The sequence below is a fragment of the Nitrospirota bacterium genome (genome assembly GCA_026387665.1).
GTDB lineage: Bacteria > Nitrospirota > Nitrospiria > Nitrospirales > Nitrospiraceae > Palsa-1315.
Genome location: JAPLLG010000003.1, coordinates 1 through 18371, shown reverse-complemented (window position 1 = coordinate 18371; position 18371 = coordinate 1). Strand labels below are relative to the sequence as shown.

The following is an 18371-nucleotide window of genomic DNA, read 5'->3' as shown; positions in this document are numbered from 1 at the left end:
ATCAGATTAGGAACGGGCTGAATTTCTAATAGAAACGTGGGGGAGGGCTGCAACAGAGCATTTCGCAGCGTGTAACAGAAATCTGGGTTCTATAGCCTCTTCAGTTAATTTAGTTGCGAATTCGTACTCACTCTACCTCCTTTAGAGGGAGACTGGTAGATCCTCGATTGCGCGCGTCGAACGCTAAACATGCTCCATCCAACCTTGCTGTTATCTCTTTAGGGATGGGGGGCTGATTGATCTTCCACTGCGCGCGTCCAACGAGGGCCTTCCGAGGCCGCGCGTTGCGCGAGCACAGAAGATCATCAGGCTCCATTCCCTCCTCGGTTCCGCGAGCAAGAAGGGCACCTGGCCGCTCCTTCCTCATTCCTTCCTAGGGCGCCGCGCTCCGTGAGCAAAAATAGCTCCTCAGCCCCTAACTCCCTACCCCGCGGCGAGAAAAACGGGGACATTCTGACTTTCTCGGCGCGTGGCAGTCTCAGGGAAGAAGACAAAGGGGCGCGGGCAGAGCCATGACTGACGATTATAAGCTACAACGCTTTCTTGAAGAGCAAGACCACGTCTATGATGCAGTCCTTGATGAGCTGCGGGCCGGGAGAAAGTCCAGTCACTGGATGTGGTTCATCTTTCCGCAGATCAAAGGTCTCGGTCACAGCGGAACGGCACAGAAGTTCGCCATCACCTCTCTCGATGAGGCCAAGGCCTATCTGGAACACCCCATCCTAGGTCCAAGGCTCAGAGCCTGCACACAGCTTGTTCTCGATGTGGAAGGGCGCAGCGCTGAAGAGATCTTCGGCTATCCGGACCATCTGAAATTCCGGTCCTGCATGACCCTGTTCATGACCGCGACCACCGACAACAAGGTCTTCAAAGATGCCCTGCTCAAGTACTTCGACGGCAAGCCCGACCAACTGACCCTTGATCTCCTGGCACATCACTAGCAGGCTGTTGAAAAAGACCGCCAGCGTCGTTCTCGCGTCGCTCAGAAGCTCAACGTACAGCGGAGAGTACGCTTCGCCCCTTCGCTCGCTGCGGCCTTGCTGGACAGCCTTTTTGAACAGCCTGCGGGGCAGTGGGGGGACCGTTCGCAACCACTTGAACACCACGTTTCCTTGAGTCCCAAATCGTTTCTCAACACCCTGCTAGTTTTAGTCCGCCTTTTCCATGCGAGCGCAGAGACGGTTGCCCCGCCTGCGACTTGCGCGAGCACGATAGATCTCTGAAACCCTCTCTCCCAGTGCGGGGCTGGGGCTCAGCGCGAACGTCATAGGAGAAGCGGAGACCCACGGTCCCTTCCTCCCTCCATTCCCAGTGCGGTGAAGACGGTTGCCCCATCTGCGACTTGCACGAAGGCGCGGGCACCACACTTGTTGATCAGATGCGACCAGCCTCCGGCTGGCGATGCCGATGTTCGAAGTTCCGTTTTCCTCGAAGCGAGGAACGGAACAAGTTTCGGCATCGAGCAGATGAGCAACGTAGTGTGGTCACGCCGAAGTGCCGGAGCCGGTGGGGCAACCGTCTCCACCGCACGCATCCTCATCTTGCCCTTCCGTAACGCCTTATGTAAGGATTGCCCGCGCGATTCGACTGATTTGCCATGCAGGCCTACGAGAAAGGGAGAATCCCCATGCCACAAAAAATTGACATCGGTCCAATTGCCAAAGTGGTGAAGACCGACGAAGACTGGAAGAAGCTCCTCGCGCCGGAGGCCTACCGGGTCCTAAGGCATGAAAACACCGAGCGGCCCTTCAGCAACAACTTTCACGACAACAAGACAGCCGGCATCTATTTCTGCGCCGGATGCGATCTGCCGCTGTTTTCATCCGAGCATAAGTTCGACAGCGGCACTGGCTGGCCCAGCTTCTGGCAACCGATCGCGCCGGAAGCCATCGAGACCACGACCGATTACAAATTGATTCTCCCAAGGACCGAAGTCCACTGCGCCCGCTGCGAAGGACATCAAGGGCACCTCTTCAAGGACGGACCCAAGCCGACGGGGCTGCGCTACTGCATCAACGGGGTGGCGTTGAAGTTTATCCCAGGGCAGCAATGAGACAGAGCTGATGCAGCCGACTGAGTCCGTAACCATACGCTGGGTTTCCTCGGTAGAGGAGATCCCCTCTGATCTCTGGGACCGCTGTTTCCCCCCGCCCCTTGAGGGACTCTGGTGGTATCGGGCGCTCGAGCGGAGCGGCCTGGAATCGCAATTCACCTTCGCCTACGCCATTCTTGAGCGAGGCGCCCTGCCGGTCGGCATCGCCCCCGCCTTCCTGATGGATGTCCCGATCGATCTTGTCGCGCCTCCCGCGATTGCCAAGATCCTCCGTATCGCCGGAGCGGTGATCCCTCGCCTGCGCTATCAACGGACCCTCTTCGTCGGCTCCCCCTGCAGCGATGAAGGCACGATCGGCTTGCTCCCTGGAGCAGAGCTGGCTGACGTGGCGCCGATCCTCCATGACGCACTCACGGTCCGAGCTCGCCAGGCTGGCGCGCCGATGATCGTCTGGAAGGATTTCCCGGACACGATGTCCGCCGCGCTGGATCCCTTATGCGCCAGCCGGGGCCTCTTCAAACTGGTCAGCTATCCCGGCACTCGCCTTCCCTTGCCTGCAGGCGGCTTCGAAGCCTATCTGCAGGCCCTCACCTCCTCCCACCGCCACAACCTTCGCAAGAAGCTCCGGCGCAGCAAAGAGCTCGGCGAACTTCACGCGACGATACTTCAGCATCCCAGCCCTGCGCTCCTCGAAGAAATCTTCCCGCTTTTCTTGCAGACCTATGAAAAGGGCAAGACGAAGTTCGAACACCTGACGCCAAAGTTTTTCGAACTCATCGCAGCGGAAGACACGTCCTACTTTGTCCTGCTGCGGAACCAACAGACAGGGAAGCTCGTGGCCTTCATGCTCTGTTTTCGCATCGGACCCCGCGTGATCAATAAATTCATCGGTCTGGATTATGAATTGAGCGGTCCCTGGTTCCTCTACTTTCGCCTTTGGGAGCAAGCGGTCATCTGGGCCTCCTCTGTCGGCGCAACCGACTTTCAAAGCGGCCAAACCGGCTATCGCGCAAAGCTCGACCTCGAACATCGCCTCGTTCCTCTCAATAACTACTGCCAGCACCGGCACCCCTGGCTGCACCGCCTCTTCGCCACCGTCGCCAAGAGCATCACCTGGGCAACCCTCGACGACGATCTCGCGCAACAGACCCTCCCTAGCGACTAGGCAAATTCTTCTCTTGCAAGTGCTGGTTGCATCTCATTGGTGACCATTGCATGCCGTTCACCGCGAGTGCTGAACCCCAATCGGTGCTATACTCGGACTAGCAAAAAGACGGGCGCTTCACGATCTATCGGAAGCACTCGCCAGGTGAAAAGGGCAAACCATCCGAGAGGGTGGGACGCAAAGCCAAGGGACCTAAGCAGGAACGAAGTTGTTCCAGGGTCAGCCTAGCCGCCACATGACCGGTTGCACTGCGCAACTGTACGGCTAACCCCCTCACTTCTTTCCTCTCCCGCGGCCACCTGATGTTCTACTCAGACTCATCATGGAGGTGCCAGTATGATATCCGCCATGCATTCTGCCCTGTCCGGAGTCGCGGCCTATGCGAAACAAATCGAGGTCTCGGCTCATAATGTGGCCAACGTCAACACCGACGGATTCAAAAAATCGCAGACGGATCTTGTCGAGGGAAGCAACGGGGGGGTGCGTCCCGTCGTTCGGAAAGACGACTCCGCCGGCCCGACCGTCCTGAGCGACCGCGGTCATGGTCCCACCCAGGTGGAATTGTCGAACGTCAATCTCGCAGACGAAGCCGTCACCCAGATCATCGCCCAGCGTGGATTCGAGGCGAATATCAGTACCCTGAGGACGGCAGACGACATGCTGGGGACGATTCTGGACATGAAGCGATAACCCCTTCAACGCGAGGGCCAGCCAGCGAGGGAATGTCTCGTAGCATTCCCTCAGGCAGTATGGTATGTCGAGCCCATGGCTGGCCCACACGTTCTCCTGCTCATTCCTCCGCTCACTCAGCTGAATACGCCCTACCCGGCCACGGCCTATCTCACGGGGTTTCTCCGCAGCCGCGGGATTGACGCCGATCAGGCAGACCTCGGCATCGACATGGTGCTCCGGATCTTCAGTCGATCGGGACTCCAATCGGTATTTGATCAGGTACGCCAGCGTGAGGATGAGCTGCCAGGTGAAGCCAGACAGATGCTCGCGATCGAGCCTGCCTATCTGAACACGATCGAACCGGTCATCGAATTCCTCCAGGGACGCAATCCTTCTCTGGCCTTACTCCTGGCCCGTCCAGGTTTTCTGCCCCAAGGCCCTCGATTCGCCGGCCATCGAGGACGAACGTCGTCTTTGCGAGCTTTGCCGGAGCAGGATCGCGCCAAACGATATGCCACCCTCTACCTCGAAGACCTTTCCGATCTGATCCAGGCGACTGTCTCTCCGCATTTTGCCCTGAGCCGCTACGCCGAACATATCGCCAGAGCCGCCTCATCGTTCGAGACCGTCATCGACGCGATCGCCATCCCTCCGACTCTGACGGATCGATTCATGCTCGAATCCTTATGGCAACATCTCGACCGTTTCAATCCAACCCTCATCGCCCTCACAGTCCCCTTTCCCGGAAACCTCTATGGGGCCTTTCGCATCGCCCACTCGATCAAGAGCCGGAGGCCGAATCTCGCCATTGCCCTGGGCGGAGGCTATGCCAACACGGAGCTACGTCGTTTGTCAGATCCCCGCGTGTTCGACTATGTCGATTACGTCACGCTCGACGACGGGGAACGGCCGCTGCTGTCGTTGATCGAACATCTGGCAGGCGCCAGGTCACGACAGCAACTCTGCCGGACCTTCTATCGGGAGAAGGATCGCGTGATTTTTGCGAATAAGACATCTGATCCGGAATTCAGCATGGGTGAGGTCGGCTGTCCAACCTATCGTGGCCTGGACTTGAGTCGATACCTCACGATCCTGGACAGCACGAACCCGATGCATCGTCTCTGGTCGGAAGGTCATTGGAACAAACTCACGGTCGCCCATGGCTGTTACTGGAAGCAATGTACGTTTTGTGACGTCGGGCTCACTTACATCAGCCGCTACGAAATGACGCCGACCGACCGGCTCATCCAGCAGATCGAACAACTGATTGCCGAGACAGGCTGCCGGGGATTCCACTTCGTCGACGAGGCTGCCCCTCCCGCTGCCTTAAAATCGTTGGCCTTGGCGCTGCTGGAACGGGGCATCACAATTTCATGGTGGGGCAATATTCGCTTTGAAGAAGCCTTCTCGCCAGACCTCTGCCGTCTCCTGGCCGCCTCAGGCTGCATCGCCGTGACGGCAGGACTCGAAGCAGCCTCAGACCGTCTGCTGGAGAAAATCAAAAAAGGCATTACCGTCGATCAGACCGCGCTAGTCGCAACCTCGTTCAAAGAGGCGGGCATACTCATCCATGCCTACCTCATGTACGGCTGCCCCTCTGAGACGGTTCAGGAAACGGTGGACTCGTTGGAGCGAGTGAGGCAGTTGGTGAAAGCGGGCCTCATTCAGTCCGCTTTTTGGCATCGCTTTACCGCCACGGCCCATAGCCCGATCGGCCTCCAGCCTGCCGCCCATGGTCTGCGTATTCTCGGACCGGAGTTTCAGGGTTTTGCGGAGAACGATCTCCAACATGAGGATCGACGGAGTAAGACGCCGGAATGGCTCGGAGAGGGGCTCCGACGGTCGATGCTCAATTATCTGGAAGGACGCGGTCTCACCCTCGACCTGCGCCAATGGTTCGACCATTCCGTGCCAAAGCCACGAGTCTCCCCCACCTGGATACAAAAGCTCCTCAAGAGCAGAATCATCGAAGACAACCCGCAGGCAGAACGACGATTCGTCTGGCTAGGAGGCCAACCGGTCTGTGAACCGATTGGAAGAAAAACGAGGATCATTTTGCCGGGCCGGACCAGCGATCAGGCCCTCACCCTCTCCACCCAACAGGCCCAGTGGCTTGAGGATCTGATTCGGCGCTCCACCCCTCACAACAACCCCTCTCGCCCCTACCCATTGCTCAAGGAAGAGAGAGCGACATTTCCAGGGACAGCAAAAGAGTTTGAAGCCTTCCTCGGCACAGCCTCCTGGGAAAAAGTCCGGACCGCTGGCCTACTACTCGTCTGACATCACACCTGACCCATTGCGAGTGATCCGACCGTAGAGAGCCGGGATGACCAGCAAGGTCAAGATCGTCGAGGTGAAGAGGCCTCCGATCACGACTGTGGCGAGGGGCCGCTGAACCTCTGCTCCCATACTGGTGGCCACCGCCATGGGGAGAAAGCCAAGGCTGGCGACCAGCGCCGTCATCAACACAGGCCGGAGCCGATCCATAGACCCCTGCATGACAGCCTGATCGGTCGGAAGCCCTTCTGCTTCAAGCTGCCTAATGTGACTGACCAGCACCACCCCATTGAGCACGGCAATGCCAAACAGGGCAATAAATCCGATGACCGCTGAAATACTGAGAGGCAAACCCCGCAGCCATAGGGCCACGATGCCTCCGGAGAGGGCCAAGGGGACGTTGAGGAAAATCAGCAGAGCCGGACGCATGGCTCCGAAGATGACCGACAGGACCCCCAGAATCAGGAGGAGCGTGACCGGCACGACCAAGGCCAACCGGCTGGTCGCCTCCTGAAGATGCTGAAACTGTCCTCCCCACGTCAGTTCGTACCCGGTCGGGAGAGAGATCTCCCGTACCACGGCTTTCTGAGCCTCGGCCACGAAGCTACCCAAGTCCCTTCCACGGATGTTGTTCTCCACCACGATCCGTCGCTGCACATGTTCCCTGCTGATCTGAGCCGGTCCCGTATCGACTCGAATAGTTGCCACGCGGGACAGCGGCACAAGCTCACCATGAGCGGTGGGGAGGAGCAGATTGCCCAACGAGGCAGGATCGGCCGAGGCGCTATCGGCTAACCGCACGACAAGATCGAACCGCCTGGGGCCCTGAACCACTGTGCCGACAACATGGCCCACACGGGTGGTCTGCACGAGGGTCAGCACTTCGTCTGCCGTGAGTCCATACCGGGCGATCTGTTCCCGGTCCACAATCACTCGCAAAAGAGGCAGCCCCGCCACCTGCTCGACCTTGACGTCCGCTGCGCCCCGCACGGTTTCCAGCACGCGGGCCACTGCCTCAGCCTGTTGCTTGAGGACCTCCAGATCCGGACCGAAAATCTTGACCGCAAGATCGGAGCGAGTCCCGGCAATCAACTCGTTGAAACGCATCTCGATCGGTTGCGTAAATCCGAGACCGACGCCAGGCACCGCATCCAGAATGGCCGGCTTCATCTTAGCGATCAGGTCTTCGCGCGTCCCAGCCGTCGTCCATTCCTGCTGCGGTTTGAGAATCACGAAGACGTCCGACAACTCCACGCCCATCACGTCGGTCGCCACCTCAGGACTTCCTGTTCTGGTCACGACATTCACGACCTCGGGAAATTTGCGCAGCGCCCGCTCAACGTCTAACGCTCCCTTGACCGATTCGCTCAGAGACGCGCTGGGCAATCGCCAGAGTTGAATCGCCATATCCCCTTCGTCGAGGCGAGGCACGAACTCGATGCCGAGCCAGGCGCTCAATCCGAGGCTCACGACAAACAGACCGACCGTCGGCGTCACCACCAGAGCCGGGCGAGCCATCGCCCACCTGAGACAGGGCTCGTAGACCCGGCAGAGCTTGCCGATCAGAGGCGTAGACTCCTGTCCAGGCCTCGCCCGCACAAACCAAAAGGCGAGCAGCGGAGTGACAGTCACAGCGAGGAGCAGCGAACCTGCCAGGGCCAGGATGACGGTCAAGGCCATGGGACGGAACATCTTTCCCTCGATGCCGGTCAGAGTCAGGATCGGCACATAGACAAGAATAATGATGCCCACGGCGAGGGCCATGGGGCGTAGGACCTCGCGGCCTGCCGCTAAAATCTCGTTCAACCGTTCCTCCTGGCTCATCACGCCCTTCTTCGCCAATCGCCGGAGGATATTGTCCACCATCACGACCGAACCATCCACGAGCAAACCGAAGTCGATGGCGCCGAGGCTCATCAAATTGCCGGAGAGCCCCGCCTGCATCATCCCGCTGAATGCGATCAACATCGACAGGGGGATAGCGGAGGCCACGATCACGCCGGCGCGAAGATCGCCGAGAAAAAGAAACAGCACGGCAATGACAAGGAGTCCTCCCTCGAACAGATTATTCCGGACCGTCTGGATCACCTTCGAGACCAACAGGGTTCGGTCATAGTAGGGTTCAACGGTCACGCCGGGAGGCAGAGTCGCTTCAATCTCCTTCACTCTGGTCTTCACCAGCTCGACAACCTGCTGCGCATTCTCGCCCGCCAGCATCTGCACCATCCCGATGACGGTTTCTCCCTCGCCCATCACCGTCGCAGCGCCGATGCGGAGCGCCGAGGCTTCCTTCACCTCGGCGAGGTCTGCAATGTAGATCGGGACTCCCCCAGGCCCATGCGCCACCACGATCCTCGCAAGGTCCGAGACCTGTGTCGCCAAGGCTTCGCCGCGAATGAGCAACTGCTCCCTCTGACGTTCGATATAGCCGCCACCCGCGATGGCATTGTTCCGTTCGAGCGCCTCGAACACCTGCCGCAGCGACAGGTTGAAGGACTGAAGCTTTGCCGGGTCCAGCACGACTTGAAACTGTTGGGGTTCTCCTCCCCAAATATTCACTTCCACCACGCCAGGCACAGCCCGCAGCCTCATCCCGATCTCCCATTCGAGGAGCGTCCTGAGCGCCATGGGACTGTAGCCCTTGCCTTTCAACGTGAACTGATAGACCTCGCCCAATCCGGTCGTCAGAGGTCCGATGATCGGGCGGCCATACTCGGCAGGGATCCGTTCCATCGCGCGGGTCAGCCGCTCCGAGACCAACTGTCTCGCCCGGTAAACGTCCGTCCGATCGTCGAAAATCGCCGTCACCACCGAGAGGCCGTAGCGCGACACGGAACGGAGCTCACGCAAAGCAGGCAGTCCGCTCAGCGACGCTTCGATGGGAAAGGTGATGAACTGTTCCACTTCAACCGGACCAAGCGCTGGGGAACGGGTCAGGATCTGGACCTGCACCGGCGTCAGATCCGGCATGGCATCGATAGTGAGGTGCATGAAGGACCAGAGGCCGATGACGATGACGAGACCCATCGCCACCAGGGTGAAGAACCGATAGCGCAGCGAGAGCGTGAAGAGCCGTTCCATCTTACCCTCCCTCTCCGGACCCGATATGTTCTTTCAATAACACGTTCTTCAGATCGAAGACCCCATCCACCACGACCAGCTCGCCTCCCGTCAGCCCTTTCTTCACTTCAGCCCAGCCCCCTCCTTCGCGGCCGACTTCGACCGGCACGAAGGCATAGCCAGTTTCGCGCTGCACGAAGACGGCGCGCACATTCTCCACCATCGTCAGGGCCGACACAGGAACGGCCAAGACCGGCGCGCTCGCGATGGCCAGCTGCACCTCCACATATTCGCGGGGTTTCAGATGCTGTTGCCGGTTCGCGACTTCGAAGCGGACACGGATCGTACGGGTGGTCTCGTCCGCAACCGGCGCAAGATAGGTGAGCGGAGCCGTCACCGGCTCCCCGCCCCTGGACAGGATGGTCCCCACATCTCCCTCTTTGAACTTGCGGGCCTGTTCGATTGGCAGGTTGGCAAAGACCCAGACGCGGCTCGTATCGACGATCTCGAATAGTTCATTGCCCGGCGTGACTCCCTGCCCCAGCACCACATTCTGTGCGACCACTGTGCCGGCGATCGGCGACTTGAGGGTGTAGCGATGGCCTTCTTGATGGCTTCCATGTTCCAACTGATGGAGCTCCTCTGTCGTCATGCCCATGTTCAGCAGTTTCTCGCGCACATGTTGATGGCGAGCCTGCGCTTCGATCGAACGGCCTCGCTCTTCAACCAATCGTCGCTCCGTCACGATCTGATCGGCCCACAACTTCTTCGTCCGCTTGTACCCGCTCTCTGCGACATCAGCCTGGGCTTTAGTCACGAGATATTCCTGTACCAATTCATCCAAGCGCATACTCTCGATGGCCAGCAGGGGCTGATCCCGCGTGACGCGATCGCCCAGCTGAACCTGGACGGACTGGACCTGCCCTTCCAGCCTGGACGTAATCTTGGCGACCTGTTTCAGGTCCAGCGACACTTCTCCCGGAGCCGTCACCACTTCCGGCACCACATGGGCTGCCGCCTTCTCGGTCCGCAACCGGTCCTGCACGGATGCCGGAGCCTGAATAATATTGCTGCGAGGAACGCTTGCCTGCGGACTCGCTTTTGACTGCTGAATCGTCGGCTCAGTTCCTCGATCGCCGCAGGCCGCGACGAGCAGGCCTAGCGCCAACATACAGGCGGTCTCTGCTATCCATTTAACGCTCATGTCTGGCTCCTTCTGAATCGTCACACGCCACCGACAGCCCGCTCAAGCCTGGCGAGGGCGATAGAGAGGTCCGCACGGGCCTGAACGTACTCCAGCAATGTTTGTCTGTAGACCCGCTGGGAATCGAGCAGGTCCAGAAGGCTCGCGGCTCCCTGCTGAAAACTGACCCGCGCGACCCGGAGCGTCTGTTCCGCCTGTTTCAATAACCCGGTCTCGAATACTTGTAGTTGCTCGTTCGCGGTGCGGACATCCTGCACATGTTGCGTGATGGCCTGGGTAATTTCGTTTTGAGCCCGCAGCCGCTCTGCCTCGGCGCGATGCCTGGCCCCGAGCGCGCTCTCGATCTCTCCCTGACGCTGATACCAGAGAGGCAGGGGAACGCTGAGCCCCGCTGTGACCGACTCATCCCCTGCTTCACGATGATAGCTCCCTTGCACCGTGACGTTCGGCACCCTCGACTCCCGCTCGAACGTCGCACTGAACTGCGCCTGCTCGACCAGCTTGCTCAGCCGTCGAAGCGTTGGATGTTGCTCCATCGCACGAGCTGCCAGCACGTCCAGATCAAGCCCCTGCCGGACCGGTTCGAAATCGCCCTGGATGGAAAATTGATTGCCCAACATGCCGGCCGTCACCATATCTAACTTGGCCCTCACCACCACCAAGGCATTCTGGGCACGGGCGACCTCTTTTTTGGCCTTCTGCACCTCGACGGTGGCCTTCATCGTTTCAAAGACTGTGGCATCGCCCGCAGCAGCACGAGCCTTTACGGCTTTCAAGACCTCTTCGACCATCGTCAGATGCTGGCCTGCCAACTCGACATCCCGTTGCGCAAGCAACACCTGGTAAAAGGCGATCTTCGCCTCGGCAATCACGTTGAGGCGCGTTTCCTCCATCGCGGCGCTGGCCCCTGCCGCTCCTGCATCCGCCGCCTGCTGTCTGGCGCGGCGTTTCCCCTGCCATTCCAGCGGCTGCTCAACCGTCACCGTTCGCTCTGTCATCTTGACCCCATTGCTTGGGTCTCGAATGGCCCCTCGCCCTGCTGCGCCTGAAATCGACGGATTGAGATAGGCCCCAGCTGCGACTTGCTGGCCGCGACTTTGGCTCATCGTTCCCTGAGCCCCTGCCATGGCCGGATTGTGCGCAAGGGCCAATTCCAGCACGGTGCTTAATGTATGAGTGGAACTGGGCTCGCCGGCCACTGCAAGGCCGGACGTACTCAGAGCCAGAATCCCCAGCCACCCGATCAGTTGACGAATCATCGCTTGCCCCTCCCTTCGCAGGCTAAAGCGGCCTTCCTGACCTCCGACCTCCGGTCGAAAATACGGAACGGCACAGCCTCACCGGCATCTGCCGGAAATCGCCTGCGTTATTGAGTCGTCACGAAACGAGAAAATGGATTAGAGGGACAGAAAGGGAGGAGCGCGTAGAGGCAGCGCAGTGGAGAGAAACAGAATGGTGTGCGAGCTATCCGGATGGAACGAATCGAGGACCAGGGCTGGTTGGACCATGGGGTTCTCGACGATCGGCAATCCTGGAACCATGACTCCTGGCTTGGGCAACGGACGATCGACCGGAACGGTCAGCAGTGCGAATTCGATCTCAGGATGATTGAGTCCATGACCAGGATGGACCAAAGACTGTAAATGTTGATGCGTGGCATCGGGACAGGTCAAGTCGTGGACTGCATCCTCATATTCGCACTCAAGGTCCTGGGAGAACACCGTATGGATGGTGCCGCCATGCACATGGCGCTCACCCCCATGAGCATGATCCGCCTCGGGATGGACATGGACGAGTGGAACGATGAGCATCCAAAGGGACGCCCAGAGTAGGACCAGCAGGCGGGAGCAAGAGGGTTTAACACCTATCTGTTTCATGAGTACCGAAACCCTAGCACAGTTCGCCTCCCTCAGCAATCCGCCGGCCTCTTTTCGCTAGAAACAGCAAGGGCGGGAGAAGCACTGCGCCTCTCCCGCCCACGAAGATAATCGAACCGTTCGTTACTTGTTCGGCTGCGGGGTATAGCGCAGGTACGGCTTCACAGTCTTGAAGCCCTTCGGGAAAAGCGTCTTCGCTTCAGCATCGTTCACTGCCGGAGTGATAATGCAATCCTCTCCATCCTTCCAGTTGGCAGGCGTGGCAACTTTGAACTTCGAGGTCAGCTGCAGCGAATCGATCACGCGCAGCAGTTCATCGAAGTTCCGGCCACATGAGGCAGGATAGGTCAAGGTTAACTTCACCTTCTTGTCCGGCCCGACAATGAAGACCGAACGCACCGTCATATTGTCCAGGGCGTTCGGATGGATCATGTCGTAGAGGGTTGCAACTTTCTTGTCCGGGTCCGCAATGATCGGATAGTTCATCGTGGTGTGCTGCGTCTCATTGATGTCGTTGATCCAGCCCTTGTGCGAATCCAGCGGATCGACGCTGACGGCGATGACCTTCACGCCCCGCTTCTTGAACTCCGGCGTAATCTTGGCGACGGTCCCCAATTCGGTGGTGCAGACAGGGGTATAGTCCTTGGGGTGCGAGAAGAGGATCCCCCACCCGCCGCCCAGCCACTCATGAAAGTTGATGGTCCCTTCGGTGGTCTCTGCCGTAAAATTTGGTGCCTCATCTCCCAATCGTATTGCCATAGTCGCCTCCTTTATATTCAAGCCAATGACTCGACAGCGCAAACTCTAATACGATACTGTCCTTTCTGGACGAAGTGCAAGAGGGATGAGGAGGAATACAAAATGAGCGCACCATATCCGAGGAGTCCGAAGATTCGCCTGGGAGACATCGCCCATTTGGGGCGCATGATCGACAAGGTCCGGCTCCGTCAGGCTGGCCAGATTCAAGACTATAACTACTTAACCGTGGGGTTCGACCACTACCTGCTCGACCTCCTCAAGCTCGATGCCTCGGCATTCGAACAACGGGTGCGTGAGGGAGGAACCGACGCGGAAATTCTGGACTGGGTGCGGGCGCACATGCGAAACCTCCCCCCTGAAGAACTCACCCAGTGGAACCAACGAATCGAGACCAGCGGACCGACGGATGAGGCAGGCAAGGCCAGATTTCAGCAACGGCTCGAAGACGTGGCAAAGAAACGAGGCGTACCGGTAGCAACGCTCCCGCACGTGACCGCCTGGTCTGACTTGATTGAACTCGACGAGGACCGGCTCTGAAAAACGCGAGATGAGCAAGACTGGCGAAGAACGCGGGATTGGCGCGGGAACAGAAGGGGTGAAGCAACGTTTTTAGAGGATCTCCATTGTCGGCACCACGACACACCTAGGGGCGTCCATTGGGGATGAGGGGTTGTCCGCGGGGTAGTTCGCGTAGAATCGCGGAACGGATCCGTTAGCGGTCACGGCGACACAAGTCCGCATCGGCAAACAACCGAGGCCACCGCTACCCCTTACGGGGCGACTGCAGCTGAAGAGGGATTCGGGTATTGGAAGACCCAATCATGATAGGTGGCACGTCCCTCGAAATGACGGACCGCAGGAGGAAAGTCATGCTGCCGGAATGGCTTTGCGTGGCTCTTGCTTCGGACCCCCATGATGCCGCCGGTCGGCGCGCGAAGATATTCCCATTCTCTATGCCCCATGGGGTCAAGATAGACCTTGCGCAAGAAGGGCTTGGGCAATCTCGTGAGATCAGCTAATGTCTGGGGGTAGACCTCTCCCGGCATCACGCGGCCTGCCTTGGTCGCCGCGGAATAGAATGCGAGGGCATTCTGAATCTCGATCCCTTTGGCCAAGAGATCCGCCTCAAGCTCCCGCTGGACGATAACCTTCCACTGCTTTGCCGCAGCGGTCGTAGCAATACCGATGAGGACGATCGCGAACATGAGCATGAGGTAGGTCACCCCCCGCTCGTTCATGACTCGTTGCTGGCGGCTAATGAGCATACCAACATATGGCGACACCGGCACCGAGACTCCCGTTGATCGAGACGACAATCATCGGGTCGATCAGCGTGAACTTCTCGGAGCCCTGCACTCCACGCTTACCAATCTCGATACTTCGTTCCATCTAATGCCGTGTCCTGACTTTGCGTCATAACGTCGTACACGTCCTCCCCACACCAACTCAATGTGTTCGGCGCATCCTTATAACATCGGAACAGCCAATCAGCCTTGCCGGTCAAGGGATCAAGGGGAAGATGCCTCAGATAGCGCCTCGTCGTCGTCCCCCTGACCGCCGCCTCCTCACTACCTAGCGTGACGCCCAACAGCATATCCAACGACTTCGGATAGCCGTAAACACTCGTCACATCTTTGCACGTGAGCTTATTCTTCACGCAGACTGGCCCCAATAAGAGATCGCCATCGCGATTCCACTCGAGCTTAAAGGTGTCGATGGCAGCCCGCATGATCCTCAAGTGCTGCCGCAGTTCTATTTCGTGAGTCCGTTTCGCCGACACGCGGCTGAGCGGCATCGCAACAGAGGCGAGGACCATCACAATGGTCAGCGTGATCATGAGCTCCAAGAGCGTCACGCCTGATTCTTTCACCAGCTTCTCACAATGCAGCTTCCTTCTTGGGACGAAACCATAAATGATTCCATGGCAGGTTCCGCCAACGAAATTCAGCATGCTTTTCGCTTGGGCCTGAGACAAAGGGACCGTCCGAATCATCAGATCTTGGCACTGTTCCTGATAGGCATTGCGACTGGCGATCATAATGCCTAGGTGGTGATACTGCAAGCAGGCTGAAGATTCCCGGCCATGTGGTGGACGCACGATCCACTCGGAAGGGGACCCTGTGTGTGATTCGTAGACATCCTTTCACTTTGTTCCGACCTGGCGTTGCGCTTGGGCGTGTCGCCGGAGCGCCAAATCTGTCTGGTAGTGAGCCACCTGGAATCGCTCGATACCAGGATCGTACTTGGCTTCAACTTCATTCTAAAACGGCGTGTCCTCACTCTTCGCGTGTAACCTCTCGATAGGTGTCTGGCCGTTCAGCGATCCGTGAGGCCGATCCCAGTTGTATGTAGTAGTGTTGCCACTCGGCCAATCGCAATTCCAGTCCAGGGCTGTTCAGATCAGCAACCACCCAGAATTCTTCTCGATCGGTCTTCTGGGAGCGCTCCACTTTGCCATTCAGGTGCGGTGAGGCGGGCTTGATGGGACGGAATTTGATGCAATGGTCCATCAGCCACTGTTGGACCGACACCGCGAATAATTCCCGGCCTCGGTCGGTTTGAACCCGCTGCACAGGAAACGGCATCTCCTCCAGGACGCGCTCCAAGAATGCCAGCGTACTGGCCGCCGTGCGTCGACGAAAGATCGCCAGCACCCGACAACGCGTACAATCGTCAACCGCGGTGTACTGATAGCATCCCGGAGCAATCTTGCAGGTGTCGAGTTGCACGCGGTCCCCGGGAATGGGCCGAACGTACCGAAGTAGTGGCTTCCGGCGAGCCGGGCGCACCAGCGGGGGTACCTGACTGATGGCCAGGACTTTGTGAATCGAGTCTAACGAGAGCCTGAGGTCATGATGGCGCCGTAGTTCACTCTGAATGCGTCGTGCCCCCAGCTTCCGCTCGGCTCATAAGCTGAGAATCAACATGCGCTCCTTCTCGAACACACGTCGATTGGGTGACCGTACGGGGCGGCGATTGTGACTGAGGAGACCCGCCTCCCCCGCCTCATGAAACCGGCGTACCCACTTCCGGAGTGTGGGGCGGGAGACTCCGCACCGTCGACACACCAGGCCTGCGTTGCCTGTTTGCTGATAGAGCTGTACCCAACGAAGTCGCCTACGAATTTCGGAGTCCATCGCCCTAGTTTAATTGAAACGATGTGTGCGAATCATACACCTAATGTACGATTGCAAGATCCCACCCCGGTTCTTTACGTCCAGGGTTTCAGCCCTATTCTAGGACCCGCCCTCCGGTTGGACCGCCGTTCGATCTGCTTCACTTGTATCGCTGGAAAATAGCTTCGTATTGCTCTGGTTTGTTTTGCCAACTGAATATGAAGCTTTTGCTGTTTCCGGCGATTTCCACCCTCACAAGAAGGTCCCCATTTTTGAGTATCCTGACCCAATGGTGAGTGAGCATGTTGGCCCGGACCCCTTCACCAGTCACGGCTCGCGATCTCGCGATAATTACAGCCTCCCTCGCGCAGCTAATACGGGCCGCCTGGGTGCTGGGACGCTTGCGAATTTCATTCCCCTCCTGATCATGGAAGACAAACTCTAACTCTCCATCATTCTGAATGAGCTCGACATATTCGATGCGCCTCTGTTGATCGACGGTAAGGTCTATTGCGAGCATCGTATCAAGACCTAGCTTTCGCGATCTTACCCTGAAGTAATCCGGCATCCCTGGCGTTGCGATTCCTATTGCCAGGTATCTTCCACCAAGGGTTGGGCACTGTGCCGAATCGGTAAAGTTAGTGTCCTCCATGGCCATAGAATACTTTCCATCTGAGCTTTGAAGGCAAGCTCCCAGCATCAGCAAGTAGTGAGCGAGGAGCAGAGCTGCAGCCAGACTCCCGACTCGTGGAAATCGCTTCATGCAAAACAGCTCACCCGCCATCATGTTTTAGCGTAGCGGAATATATGGCGCATAGTTTGATATGACTGAACCGGCGACGATTGGAGTCACAACCAATACATTCGCTGCGTTGAGTACCTCCCCAAAAACCGCATGAATCCCTTGGGGATTGATTGCATTTCCTGATTCGTTGTACCAGTAACCAGAATTGAACCAATCGTGAGGTCCTGCATAGGCTTCGACCGCACGGTCTGCTATTGAGCCGGGTGAGTATGAAAACCATAAGAGTGAGCCTTCTTGTCCTTGCATACCACCTAATGGACTTAGAGGCTGGTCAGCTGACAGCAGGCCTTCAACCCAACGCCCTCCTCCCAGCTTAAATCCATCTCCAAGGTAGCCCACACTGACGCCGCTCGCGTTATCTACATTCTTCATAGACGATGCGATCATCTCAACACGCATTCCCGCCGCAGCCATAGCTGTACCTGACGTTGCCAGGCTTATAGCCGCTCCCTCGATAAACGACTTGCCTCTTAGGGCTGAAGAGGCTCCTCCTGCCAATGTTGATGCTAGAACTCTTTGTGCACTCCACGTGTTACCATAATATCCCTGAATTCCTCCAGCCAGCGATCCAGAAAGCGCGCCCTTCCCAATACCTTCCAGTGAGATCTCTCCGCCTGAAGCCGACCCCACGGCACCTCCCACTGCACCACCGAGTATTCCTCCAAAAACGCCCCCTCCTGCCCAGCCTGACACTACAGGAGGAACTGCAATCGAGCCCATAATCGCAGTTCCAGTAATTGCATACCTTTGCGTGGCCTGATCCACATACTGCATGCACATGGGACAGATCGCCCAGCCTGCGACTCTGGCAAATACGCTCTTAGTGATGCTCTGGGTCACACTTCTGAAGATTTTCCCAATACTAAAATGTCCCGTTGGGTCCGTATATCTGAGCGGATTATTTTCGACGTAAGAGTACCGATTCAGACTCTGCGGATCTCGCGGGTTCGGCACGATCGTATCTGCGCTGATGAACCGGCCCAGCGTGGGATCGTAGTACCGAGCTTCGTAGTAATAGAGGCCGGTGCTGTCGAGTTCTTTGCCCGTGTACTTGTAGGGCACATCGATCGCGGGATTGCCCGGACTCTGGTTCCTGTTGGTCCCGCCGTAGGGATAGTACGTGACCGTCTGGACCTTGTTGCCCGTTGCGTCGGTAATCACACTGCTGGAGCCGAGATGATCCCCATGCCAGTAGTTGATGGTGCCGTTGCTGGCGATGGTCGCAATGCGGATGCTCCCCGCCCAGATAAAGCGCGTGCAGTTCGTGTTGTCGCACTCGTAGAGCTTGCTGATATAGCGCGTCGTGGTGCTGCCGACGATCTTCTTCACTCGGCCCCCATCCCCGTCATAGACGAACGTCGTGATGGTCTCGCCTTGAGTGAT

General features: G+C 58.1%; 15 protein-coding genes, 1 pseudogene and 1 riboswitch. Of the genes and pseudogenes, 6 read left to right on the top strand and 10 right to left on the bottom strand.

Annotated elements, in window-relative coordinates; translation table 11 throughout:
- The first annotated feature begins 512 nt into the window (after positions 1-512).
- The 5 genes from NT179_00785 to NT179_00765 all read left to right on the top strand — a co-directional run bounded on the left by NT179_00785 (position 513) and on the right by NT179_00765 (position 6170).
- Complete coding sequence (locus NT179_00785; protein MCX5720551.1) at positions 513-941, top strand: DUF1810 domain-containing protein; 429 nt, start codon at positions 513-515, stop codon at positions 939-941.
- 686 nt (positions 942-1627) lie between these two features.
- A complete protein-coding gene (gene msrB / locus NT179_00780) occupies positions 1628-2053 on the top strand; it encodes a peptide-methionine (R)-S-oxide reductase MsrB (protein MCX5720550.1) in 426 nt (141 codons plus the stop codon).
- A gap of 10 nt (positions 2054-2063) precedes the next feature.
- Positions 2064-3218, top strand: a complete 1155-nt coding sequence (locus NT179_00775; GenBank protein MCX5720549.1) for a GNAT family N-acetyltransferase — start codon at positions 2064-2066, stop codon at positions 3216-3218.
- A gap of 142 nt (positions 3219-3360) precedes the next feature.
- Positions 3361-3454: riboswitch (cyclic di-GMP riboswitch) on the top strand.
- Positions 3455-3554: 100 nt separating this feature from the next.
- The gene (locus tag NT179_00770) at positions 3555-3908 is read left to right on the top strand and encodes a flagellar basal body protein (protein MCX5720548.1); all 354 of its coding nucleotides are present in this window, start codon (positions 3555-3557) and stop codon (positions 3906-3908) included.
- A 75-nt stretch (positions 3909-3983) separates the two neighbouring features.
- Positions 3984-6170 carry a radical SAM protein gene (locus tag NT179_00765; GenBank protein ID MCX5720547.1) on the top strand — a complete coding sequence of 729 codons (2187 nt, stop codon included), beginning with the start codon at positions 3984-3986 and terminating at the stop codon, positions 6168-6170.
- Here the strand turns inward: NT179_00765 and NT179_00760 are convergent.
- The 5 genes from NT179_00760 to NT179_00740 form a co-directional block, all read right to left on the bottom strand.
- Positions 6159-9248, bottom strand: a complete 3090-nt coding sequence (locus NT179_00760) for a CusA/CzcA family heavy metal efflux RND transporter (protein MCX5720546.1) — start codon at positions 9246-9248, stop codon at positions 6159-6161. The genes NT179_00765 and NT179_00760 overlap by 12 nt on opposite strands.
- Before the next feature lies 1 nt (position 9249).
- Entirely contained in the window at positions 9250-10431 is a 1182-nt protein-coding gene (locus tag NT179_00755) for an efflux RND transporter periplasmic adaptor subunit (GenBank protein ID MCX5720545.1), read from the bottom strand.
- A gap of 20 nt (positions 10432-10451) precedes the next feature.
- The gene (locus tag NT179_00750) at positions 10452-11690 is read right to left on the bottom strand and encodes a TolC family protein (protein MCX5720544.1); all 1239 of its coding nucleotides are present in this window, start codon (positions 11688-11690) and stop codon (positions 10452-10454) included.
- 138 nt (positions 11691-11828) lie between these two features.
- Positions 11829-12242, bottom strand: a complete 414-nt coding sequence (locus NT179_00745) for a hypothetical protein (GenBank protein MCX5720543.1) — start codon at positions 12240-12242, stop codon at positions 11829-11831.
- A 189-nt stretch (positions 12243-12431) separates the two neighbouring features.
- The gene (locus NT179_00740) at positions 12432-13067 is read right to left on the bottom strand and encodes a peroxiredoxin (protein ID MCX5720542.1); all 636 of its coding nucleotides are present in this window, start codon (positions 13065-13067) and stop codon (positions 12432-12434) included.
- Positions 13068-13169: 102 nt separating this feature from the next.
- Here NT179_00740 and NT179_00735 point away from each other — a divergent pair, with 102 nt between their 5' ends.
- Entirely contained in the window at positions 13170-13604 is a 435-nt protein-coding gene (locus NT179_00735; protein MCX5720541.1) for a DUF5069 domain-containing protein, read from the top strand.
- A 233-nt stretch (positions 13605-13837) separates the two neighbouring features.
- On the opposite strand, the gene NT179_00730 is transcribed toward NT179_00735, so the two are convergent.
- The 5 genes and pseudogenes from NT179_00730 to NT179_00710 form a co-directional block, all read right to left on the bottom strand.
- Positions 13838-14305 (bottom strand): type II secretion system protein, encoded by a 468-nt coding sequence (locus NT179_00730; protein MCX5720540.1) that lies wholly within the window; start codon positions 14303-14305, stop codon positions 13838-13840.
- Positions 14306-14430: 125 nt separating this feature from the next.
- Positions 14431-15018: a type II secretion system protein gene (locus tag NT179_00725; GenBank protein ID MCX5720539.1), complete on the bottom strand. Its 588-nt coding sequence runs from the start codon at positions 15016-15018 to the stop codon at positions 14431-14433.
- A gap of 192 nt (positions 15019-15210) precedes the next feature.
- Positions 15211-16204, bottom strand: a pseudogene (locus tag NT179_00720) (IS481 family transposase).
- 139 nt (positions 16205-16343) lie between these two features.
- Positions 16344-16841 carry a hypothetical protein gene (locus NT179_00715; GenBank protein ID MCX5720538.1) on the bottom strand — a complete coding sequence of 166 codons (498 nt, stop codon included), beginning with the start codon at positions 16839-16841 and terminating at the stop codon, positions 16344-16346.
- A gap of 132 nt (positions 16842-16973) precedes the next feature.
- Positions 16974-18371 (bottom strand): RHS repeat-associated core domain-containing protein (locus tag NT179_00710; GenBank protein ID MCX5720537.1); only part of this gene is annotated, 1398 nt, incomplete at its 5' end.

Coding starts and splice junctions, on each gene's coding strand:
- NT179_00740 (MCX5720542.1), bottom strand. CDS start 13,067: ATGGCAATACGATTGGGAGATGAGGCACCAAATTTTACGGCAGAGACC.
- NT179_00735 (MCX5720541.1), top strand. CDS start 13,170: ATGAGCGCACCATATCCGAGGAGTCCGAAGATTCGCCTGGGAGACATC.
- NT179_00770 (MCX5720548.1), top strand. CDS start 3,555: ATGATATCCGCCATGCATTCTGCCCTGTCCGGAGTCGCGGCCTATGCG.
- NT179_00760 (MCX5720546.1), bottom strand. CDS start 9,248: ATGGAACGGCTCTTCACGCTCTCGCTGCGCTATCGGTTCTTCACCCTG.
- NT179_00785 (MCX5720551.1), top strand. CDS start 513: ATGACTGACGATTATAAGCTACAACGCTTTCTTGAAGAGCAAGACCAC.
- NT179_00765 (MCX5720547.1), top strand. CDS start 3,984: ATGGCTGGCCCACACGTTCTCCTGCTCATTCCTCCGCTCACTCAGCTG.
- NT179_00745 (MCX5720543.1), bottom strand. CDS start 12,242: ATGCTCATCGTTCCACTCGTCCATGTCCATCCCGAGGCGGATCATGCT.
- NT179_00775 (MCX5720549.1), top strand. CDS start 2,064: ATGCAGCCGACTGAGTCCGTAACCATACGCTGGGTTTCCTCGGTAGAG.
- NT179_00715 (MCX5720538.1), bottom strand. CDS start 16,841: ATGGCCATGGAGGACACTAACTTTACCGATTCGGCACAGTGCCCAACC.
- NT179_00730 (MCX5720540.1), bottom strand. CDS start 14,305: ATGAACGAGCGGGGGGTGACCTACCTCATGCTCATGTTCGCGATCGTC.
- NT179_00750 (MCX5720544.1), bottom strand. CDS start 11,690: ATGATTCGTCAACTGATCGGGTGGCTGGGGATTCTGGCTCTGAGTACG.
- msrB (MCX5720550.1), top strand. CDS start 1,628: ATGCCACAAAAAATTGACATCGGTCCAATTGCCAAAGTGGTGAAGACC.
- NT179_00755 (MCX5720545.1), bottom strand. CDS start 10,431: ATGAGCGTTAAATGGATAGCAGAGACCGCCTGTATGTTGGCGCTAGGC.
- NT179_00725 (MCX5720539.1), bottom strand. CDS start 15,018: ATGCTGAATTTCGTTGGCGGAACCTGCCATGGAATCATTTATGGTTTC.